Source organism: Halanaerobium sp. ST460_2HS_T2, from assembly GCF_003337665.1.
Taxonomy (GTDB): Bacteria; Bacillota; Halanaerobiia; order Halanaerobiales; family Halanaerobiaceae; genus Halanaerobium; species Halanaerobium kushneri.
This window is the reverse complement of record NZ_QPJF01000026.1, coordinates 25883-34108: the sequence shown is the minus strand read 5'-3', so window position 1 is coordinate 34108 and position 8226 is coordinate 25883. Positions and strand designations below refer to the sequence as shown.

Below are 8226 nucleotides of genomic sequence, written 5' to 3'. Positions count from 1 at the left end.
CTTGTTCCCATCTCGAACACAAAAGTTAAGTCCTCCAGCGCCTATGGTACTGCATTGGTAACGATGTGGGAGAGTAGGTCGCTGCCGGTCCTTTTTTCCAAGCTTTGATGATTTTTATAATACTGGGGTGTAGCCAAGCGGTAAGGCACTGGGTTTTGGTCTCAGGACGCGTAGGTTCGAATCCTACCGCCCCAGCCATTTTAATTATAAATGATCATCATTATTTTGGGCCATTAGCTCAGTTGGCAGAGCACCTGACTTTTAATCAGGTTGTCGGAGGTTCGAATCCTCCATGGCTCACCATTGACGCGGGGTAGAGCAGTCTGGTAGCTCGTCAGGCTCATAACCTGGAGGTCATCGGTTCGAATCCGGTCCCCGCAACCAATTTAAAATATTATATTTTTTATATACATCAGGCAAAAATTACATGGTAATGATGCGGGAGTAGCTCAGTTGGCTAGAGCATCAGCCTTCCAAGCTGAGGGTCGCGAGTTCGAGTCTCGTTTCCCGCTCCATATAACATGGGTCTATAGCTCAGTTGGCTAGAGCATGTGGTTCATACCCACAGTGTCAGAGGTTCAAGTCCTCTTAGACCCACCATTTGTATTCATGGAGAGGTACCCAAGTGGCTGAAGGGGCGGGTTTGCTAAACCTGTAGCAGGGTATTTACCCTGGCGAGGGTTCGAATCCCTCTCTCTCCGCCATTTAATTTATGCCCTCATCGTCTAGGGGTCTAGGACACCAGGTTTTCATCCTGGCGGCAGGGGTTCGAATCCCCTTGAGGGTACCATTTTTGCGGGCGAATAGCTCAGTTGGGAGAGCACCTGCCTTACAAGCAGGGGGTCACAGGTTCGAGCCCTGTTTCGCCCACCATTTAAATAATGAAGTATATTGTTAGATTGGAAGAGATTCCTTTCTCGACATCTTACTTCCTACATCCAAATACGGAGGTGTAGCGTAGCGGTTTAACGCGCCGGCCTGTCAAGCCGGAGATCGCGGGTTCAAATCCCGTCTCCTCCGCCATTTTTTTGCCGATGTAGCTCAGTTGGTAGCAGCGCTTCCATGGTAAGGAAGAGGTCACCGGTTCAAATCCGGTCATCGGCTCCATTGACTTTTTTAAAGCCATGGGGATATAGCTCAGCTGGGAGAGCGCTACACTGGCAGTGTAGAGGCCAGGGGTTCGAATCCCCTTATCTCCACCAAATGAATTGTTATTCTGAGGTTGGAGGCTAAAAATTTTATAATTAATATTTGAATTAGGGATAGAATAGGATTTTATTAATATTAGCTTATTCCTACTTCTTATTTCCTACATCTAATCTGGAGGGGTGCCCGAGTGGTTAAAGGGAGCAGACTGTAAATCTGCCGGCGATGCCTACAAAGGTTCAAATCCTTTCCCCTCCACCATTAAATATGCGGGAATAGCTCAGTGGTAGAGCATCACGTTGCCAACGTGAGGGTCGCGAGTTCAAATCTCGTTTCCCGCTCCATTTGTTATTTTGCACCTAATAGGTGCTTTTTTTATTTAATACTAATTTTTAATATTCTGATAATTATTATTTGCTTTATTATTTTATCTTCAACTGCTATAATAATAGATAATTATATATAAGAATTGAGAATTGAGCATTTCAGCTAAAGCTGAAAAATATAATTTATGAGGTGTTAAAAATGCATGAAAAATTATTTACTCCAGGACCAACAGAAGTAAGAGCTGAGTTATTAAAAGAATTATCGACAGCACAGATTCATCATCGAACTGAAGAGTTTTCTAGTATTTACGATGATATCCAATTAAACTTAAAGAAACTTCTTTATACAAATAATCCCGTGTTTTTATTTTCGTCTTCTTCGACAGGTGCAATGGAAGCTGCAGTTACAAATGGGGTTAAAAACCGCTGTCTGAATTTTGTTAATGGTGCTTTTTCAAATCGCTGGCATCAAATCACTAAAAAAAATGGTGTTTCCTGTGATAAGGTCGAAATTCCCTGGGATCAGGCTGTAAAACCAGAATTGGTGGAAGAAAAACTTAATACCGGTAAATATGATGCGATTACTGTTGTTTTAAATGAAACTTCTACTGGTTTAATGAATCCAATTAAGGAAATAGGTGAGGTAGTAAAGAAATTTGATGATGTTTTATTTTTAGTAGATGCTGTTTCTGGAATGGCGGGGACGGAAATTAGAGTTGATGATTGGGGGATAGATATGTGTCTGGCTGGTGTACAGAAAGCCTTTGCTTTGCCTGCGGGTTTAACTGTAGCTTCTGTTAGTGATGATTTATTAAAAAGGGCCGAAGAGGTAGAAAGTAATAGTTATTATTTTAATTTACCTTTATTACATAAATATCATCTTCGTTCACAGACCAGAACTACCCCGGCAATTCCACAAATCTTTGCTTTGCAAAAGCAGTTAGATGATATAGTTAATAAGGAAGGGATTGAAAATCGTTTTGCCAGACATCGAGAAATGGCTGAGTTTGTTCAGAATTGGGCTCTAGAGTACTTTGATATCTATGCCGAAGAGGGATATTGGTCAAATACTGTTACCTGTATTGAGAATAATCGAGGAATTGATGTCAATGGTTTAATTAATACTCTTGTAGAAAAATATAATATTCGTATTGCTAATGGTTATGGTGATTTAAAAAATAAAGCCTTTAGAATTGGTCACATGGGTGATTTAAGTTTAGCTGATATTAAGGGGTTATTGGCTACTATTGAGAGTATTTTGGATTTATAGAGTTCCGATATTATATCGGCCCTGGCAGGAAGGTTTGATAGTTAATGAGAAGACACAAAAAATTAGTTTTTTTAGCGTTTTTGATGATGATAATGCTGGGATTTATAAATAATATGAGAGGAACATTGATTCCTCCAATTAAAGATTTTTTTGCAGTAAGCTATTCTCAAATTGGAATTATGCTGATGGCTTCTACTTTTGGGTTTATGTCAGCCACTTTTTTTGGTGGTCTGGCAGCAAGTCATTTTGGGTTAAAAAAGGTAATTGCTTTTGGCTTTATAGCTGCTGCTCTCAGTATTTTTACCATGGGACATATAGACTCTTTTTTTTATTTAGTTATTTTAATGATTCTGTTAGGAATTGGCCTGGGTTCAGTAGAGATTGGAGCTAATTCTCTGGGGGCAAAGATATTTGTAGAGAAATCAGGTATGATGATGAATATGCTGCACTTGTTTTTTGGAGTTGGGGCTTCAATTGGTCCGCGGTATGCGGGCTGGCTTTTATCTCTAAATTTAAAATGGTATCAAATTTATTTGACTGCACTGGTTTTAATTATATTTTTACTTGTATATTTGTTTTTTACAGATTTTCCAGTGGAAGTTGAGAATGATAAAAAGGATAATATTGCAGTTAAAGAGATAGCAAAACAGAAAAAAGTCTGGCTTTTTTCTGCAGTTTTAGGCTCTGCTGTGGTAGCTGAAATTGCAATTGGAAGCTGGCTTGTAAATTTTTTGCATGTAGAAAGAGCATTTAGTACAGCATCTGCATCTACTTATCTATCTTTATTTTTTGTGATTTTTACAGTTGGAAGACTTGTAGGGGGTTACTTTACCGAGCATTTAGGGTATATAAAAATATTATTTCTTTTTGCTTCGGCAACGCAAATTTTATTTATTTGTGGACTTTTGATAGATGGTAATCTGGGAGCAATTTTCTTTTCGGCAGCAGGTTTTTTTATTTCTATTATGTTTCCAACTATTATGGCAGTAATAATGAGAGAGTTTGATAAAGGTGTAAGTTCTTATATGGGCTTTATTATTACATCTGCTTCTGCAATAAATATGATTTCTAACTGGTTGATTGGAAAAATAAATGATCTGTTTAATGTATTTACTGGTTTTGCCAGTATAAGTGTTTTTATATTTCTAATCATTGGTTTTCTTTATTTATTAAGCAAGGAATTAAATTATAATTTTGCTAAATAAGAATTCATTTAAATTATTTTTATAAAATATAACAAAATGTTTTTTGGAGATTATTAATCATAAAATTTTTAGCTAAAAAAAGAGCAGCCAAAATTTGGCTGCTCTGATTATTATGCAGTTATATTTATATTTCAAGATAACTTAGATCTTTTACTTGAGTATTTAGCTCATCAAGATGATTTTTAATTCTCTCCATGATTTCTTTAGAAGGTTTAGAATCAATTTGCATCATCATTATTGCATCTCCGCCAATTTCCTGACGACCAACCTGCATATTAGCAATATTGATATTTTCTTCTCCTAAAGTTGAACCTATTTTACCGATAACTCCAGGTTTATCCTGATAGCTGACGATAATGAATTCCCCCGAAAGATCAAGGTCAATTCGCAATCCATTAATTTCGATTAATCTAAAACCAATAGGTAAATGGGTTCCTGCCAGACAGTATTGTCCTACTTCAGTTTTAAGATTAATTTTAATTATATTTTTCAACTCACCTTTATTTTGGATCTGACTTTCTTTTAAAGAAATACCTCTTTCTTGAGCAATATGCATTGCATTTACGAGATTAATTCGGTCATCTAAAATTGGCTCTAATATTGATTTAACCAAACTTAAAGTCATTGGTTTGTGGTTATATTGATTAACCTCTCCACCGTATTCTACCTCGACTGCTTCAATTCTTTCGTGTCCCTTCCATTTTGCCATAAAATTGCCCAGTTTTGTTACCAAATTGATATAGGGTTTTGCCTGGTTAAATTCCTGAGGATCCATAGCCGGAATATTAAGTGGAGACTCGGGTAAATTACTCTGTAATACCGAAACAACTTCTTCCGCTGCTGTAATAGATACATTATCCATAGCTTCAGTAGTTGTCCCCCCCAAATGGCAGGTCATAATGACTCTATCCTGGAATTTAAGTAACGGATTATTACTTGCTTTTACCGGTTCTTCTTCATGTACATCAATTGCCGCTCCAGTAATTTTATCATTTTCTAGAGCTTCAGCCAGTGCTTTAGTATCTATATTTTGTCCCCTAGCACAGTTAATTACCCTGGCGCTTTTTTTCATAATTGCGAACTCTTTGTGACTTAAAATATGATAGGTTTCATCAGTTAGCGGTGTATGTAGAGTTACATAGTCTGCTTTTTCTAAAACCTCTTTAAATGGAAGTAAAGGCACATTAAGTTTTTCAGCCTTCTGTGGGGCTAGATAAGGATCATTTGCTATAACTTTCATTCCAAAACTCTGGGCTCTTTTGGCAACTCGACTTCCGATTCTACCGAGCCCAATAATTCCTAAAGTTTTTCCTTTGACTTCAACTCCCATATATTTTTTGCGATCCCAAATATCATTGTGTAATGCCTGGTTCGCCTGGGGAATATTTCGAGAAAGTGAGAGCATCATTCCCATTGTATGTTCAACTGCAGAAATTGTGTTTCCGGTTGGGGTGTTAAAAACAAAAATACCATGTTTAGTAGCCTCATCTAAATCAATATTATCATAACCTGTTCCTGCTCTACCTATTACTTTTAGTTTTTTTGCTTTGTTTAAAGCTTCAGTATCTAAAAGAGTCATACTTCTAACAATTATTCCATCATATTCAGCAATAGTTTCTAAAAATTCCTCTCGGCTCTGTCCTGGTTTGAAATCAACTTCCATTCCTGCTTCTTTTAAAATATCAATTCCTTTTTGAGCAATATTGTCACTGACTAAAACCTTATACACTTATTACCACTCCTTCTCTCTTCTTGCTACTAATTTTTTTTAATTATATCTAATTGAAGTTGATAAAGCAAGCTTTTAATTACTGACACAAGTTAAAATATAATAAATTATATTTTTTCTATATTCAAAAAATTATGATATCAGAATCAAGCTTGCTGTAAAGGTTATAAAAATATATAATGATTAAAAGGAGTGATAGTATGGCGAAGGTATTTCCATTTCATGGTTATAGGTATAACCAAAAACAGGTGGGAGAATTAGAGAAGGTAGTAACTCAACCATATGATAAGATTGATCAGCAGCTGCAGGAAGAATATTATGAGCAAAGTCCTTATAATATTGTACGTTTGATTTTGGGGAAAGAAGAAGATCGTTACTACAGTGCAGCAGAAAATCTAAATGATTGGATTAAAAATCAGATTTTAGTTCGTGATCAAAAAGCAGGATTTTATGTCTATACACAGGAGTACGAGGTTGATGGGAAGAAATTTGTTCGCAAAGGTTTTATTGGCCTGGGTAAACTGGAAGCAGGAGAAGGAGTTAAGGCACATGAGAGTACAATGGAGGGACCAAAAGCAGATCGTTTAAAGTTGATTAGAGCTACTGAGGCTAATTTTGGTCATATATTTATGCTTTATTCTGATCAAAAGAATGAAATCAATGATTTGTTTACAAAACTAATGCAGAAAAAAGCACTTTTTGAGGTTCGTGATGAGGATCAAAATTTACATAAAGTTTGGCAGCTGACAGATTCGGAACTAATAGCCAGGATCAAAGAAAAAATGGAATCAAAAAATTTATATATTGCAGATGGACATCATCGTTATCAGACTGCATTAAATTATCAGCGAGAATGTAGAGAAAAGGGCTGGCAGGCAGATGGAGTTGAAAGTTTTAATCACCGCCTTATGACTTTTGTAAATATGGATGACCCGGGACTAAAGGTGCTGCCAACTCACAGATTGTTATATGGTATTGAAGATTTTAAGATTGATTCATTTTTAGAAAAAGCAGCCGAGGATTTTAGTATTAAAGAATTTGACAGTAAAGAGAAAATGTATAATTACCTTGATCAAAATACGAAAAAGAAGGTATTTGGTTTTAAAGCTGCAGCAGAAGCTGAATATTATGTTTTTGAATTTGAAAATGAAGCTGACTTAGAACAAATAGAAGGCGGATTTTCCCAGGCTTATAAGGAACTTGATGTTAGTATTCTTCATAATATTATTCTGGATAAATATCTTGGAGTAGATAAAAAGGCACTGGCTGCTAAAACAAATCTTGATTATATTAGATATCGTGATAGGGCTTTAGAAGAGCTGGAAGCTGGTAAATATCAGGCAGCATTTATCTTAAACCCTACTTCTGTAAAAGAAGTGAAAAATATTGCAGATCAGGGAGAAAAAATGCCACAAAAATCTACAGACTTTTATCCTAAATTGTTGACTGGTCTGGTTATTAATAAGCTTTCAATAAAGAAATAGAATCTCAACAGTTATTAGAAGAGTCAGTACTGAGGATTGATAATAATGATTGAAAACAAAAAAAATATATTGATTTTTCTAACTGCAGTTTTATTTTCTGTTATTTTGATTTTTCTGGCTTTATTTATTGGCTCAACCCCGATTGAACCAGCTGATATTTTAGATTATATATTTAATAATTCTGAAAATATTTCAACTTCAACAGCTATAATTATTGGAGAAATAAGACTGCCGAGAATTATACTTGCCTTTATTGTTGGAGCAGGACTCGCTGTTGCCGGAGCGGTTTTTCAGGCAATAATTAGAAACCCTATGGTTGATCCCTACATTATCGGGATTTCTGCTGGAGCGGGTACAGGAGTAATGCTGGCTTTATTTTTGGGTATAGAAATAGTTGTTTTCAATTTGAATTCTTTACCTGTTTTTGCATTTCTGGGAGCAGTACTGACAGTTTTTATTGTCTATCAGCTGGCTAAAGTAGGGAATAAATTGCCAGTCTTAACTTTTTTACTGGCTGGGGTAGCTGTAAGTTTTATTTTAAATTCTATGATGTCTTTTTTAATGGTTTTAAGGACAGAGAATTTACAGCAACTTGTTTACTGGCTTATGGGGAGTCTTGCTGGTTCTGCCTGGAAAGATGTCCGGATGATATTACCCTACTTTTTAGCTGCTCTGGCTGTGATATTATTTTATTTAAAAGATCTGAATATTTTATTACTGGGAGAAGAAAGTGCGGTTCATCTTGGGTTAAATGTAGAAAAAACAAAAGTAATTTTACTTGGAGCGGCTTCGCTTCTGACTGCTTCTGTGGTTGCAGTTAGTGGTAGTATTGGTTTTATTGGACTGGTTGTGCCGCATATGGCAAGGATAATTATTGGACCTGATCACAGAAGATTGATTCCCCTGGCAGCGCTGATTGGGGCATCTTTTTTGTTGTTGGCTGATACTGCAGCAAGAACTATTATGGCACCAATGGAGCTTCCAGTTGGAATAATTACAGCTTTTGCTGGAGGTCCCTACTTTATTTATCTCTTGCGTAATAAATCTAAAGATATTTGGTGAAAAT

At 36.1% G+C, this 8226-nt stretch carries 5 protein-coding genes, 13 tRNA genes and 1 rRNA gene; 18 read left to right on the top strand and 1 reads right to left on the bottom strand.

Annotated features, from left to right (window positions below; translation table 11 throughout):
- From rrf to DFR80_RS12220, 16 genes are all read left to right on the top strand, one after another.
- Positions 1-90 (top strand): 5S ribosomal RNA (rrf, locus tag DFR80_RS12295); the annotation flags it as partial.
- Between the two features lie 33 nt (positions 91-123).
- Positions 124-198, top strand: a tRNA-Gln gene (locus DFR80_RS12290).
- Between the two features lie 29 nt (positions 199-227).
- A tRNA-Lys gene (locus DFR80_RS12285) sits at positions 228-303 on the top strand.
- Between the two features lie 4 nt (positions 304-307).
- A tRNA-Met gene (locus tag DFR80_RS12280) sits at positions 308-384 on the top strand.
- A 54-nt stretch (positions 385-438) separates the two neighbouring features.
- Positions 439-515, top strand: a tRNA-Gly gene (locus DFR80_RS12275).
- Between the two features lie 8 nt (positions 516-523).
- A tRNA-Met gene (locus DFR80_RS12270) sits at positions 524-600 on the top strand.
- A gap of 11 nt (positions 601-611) precedes the next feature.
- Positions 612-704 (top strand) — tRNA-Ser (locus tag DFR80_RS12265).
- Positions 705-714: 10 nt separating this feature from the next.
- Positions 715-790 (top strand) — tRNA-Glu (locus tag DFR80_RS12260).
- A 7-nt stretch (positions 791-797) separates the two neighbouring features.
- Positions 798-873, top strand: a tRNA-Val gene (locus DFR80_RS12255).
- Positions 874-946: 73 nt separating this feature from the next.
- Positions 947-1023, top strand: a tRNA-Asp gene (locus tag DFR80_RS12250).
- Positions 1024-1030: 7 nt separating this feature from the next.
- Positions 1031-1107 (top strand) — tRNA-Thr (locus DFR80_RS12245).
- Positions 1108-1126: 19 nt separating this feature from the next.
- A tRNA-Ala gene (locus DFR80_RS12240) sits at positions 1127-1202 on the top strand.
- 120 nt (positions 1203-1322) lie between these two features.
- Positions 1323-1407, top strand: a tRNA-Tyr gene (locus DFR80_RS12235).
- Positions 1408-1415: 8 nt separating this feature from the next.
- Positions 1416-1490 (top strand) — tRNA-Gly (locus tag DFR80_RS12230).
- A 181-nt stretch (positions 1491-1671) separates the two neighbouring features.
- Positions 1672-2742, top strand: coding sequence for an alanine--glyoxylate aminotransferase family protein (locus DFR80_RS12225; RefSeq protein WP_076546147.1), 1071 nt, complete (start codon positions 1672-1674; stop codon positions 2740-2742).
- Positions 2743-2786: 44 nt separating this feature from the next.
- Positions 2787-3947 (top strand): sugar MFS transporter, encoded by a 1161-nt coding sequence (locus DFR80_RS12220; protein WP_114490126.1) that lies wholly within the window; start codon positions 2787-2789, stop codon positions 3945-3947.
- 124 nt (positions 3948-4071) lie between these two features.
- Here DFR80_RS12220 and serA read toward each other — a convergent pair whose 3' ends face one another.
- Positions 4072-5676, bottom strand: a complete 1605-nt coding sequence (gene serA / locus DFR80_RS12215; RefSeq protein WP_114490125.1) for a phosphoglycerate dehydrogenase — start codon at positions 5674-5676, stop codon at positions 4072-4074.
- 200 nt (positions 5677-5876) lie between these two features.
- Here serA and DFR80_RS12210 point away from each other — a divergent pair, with 200 nt between their 5' ends.
- Together DFR80_RS12210 and DFR80_RS12205 are read left to right on the top strand one after the other, a co-directional pair.
- Positions 5877-7160: a DUF1015 domain-containing protein gene (locus DFR80_RS12210; protein ID WP_114490124.1), complete on the top strand. Its 1284-nt coding sequence runs from the start codon at positions 5877-5879 to the stop codon at positions 7158-7160.
- A 45-nt stretch (positions 7161-7205) separates the two neighbouring features.
- Complete coding sequence (locus DFR80_RS12205) at positions 7206-8222, top strand: iron ABC transporter permease (protein WP_114490123.1); 1017 nt, start codon at positions 7206-7208, stop codon at positions 8220-8222.
- Positions 8223-8226 lie beyond the last annotated feature (4 nt).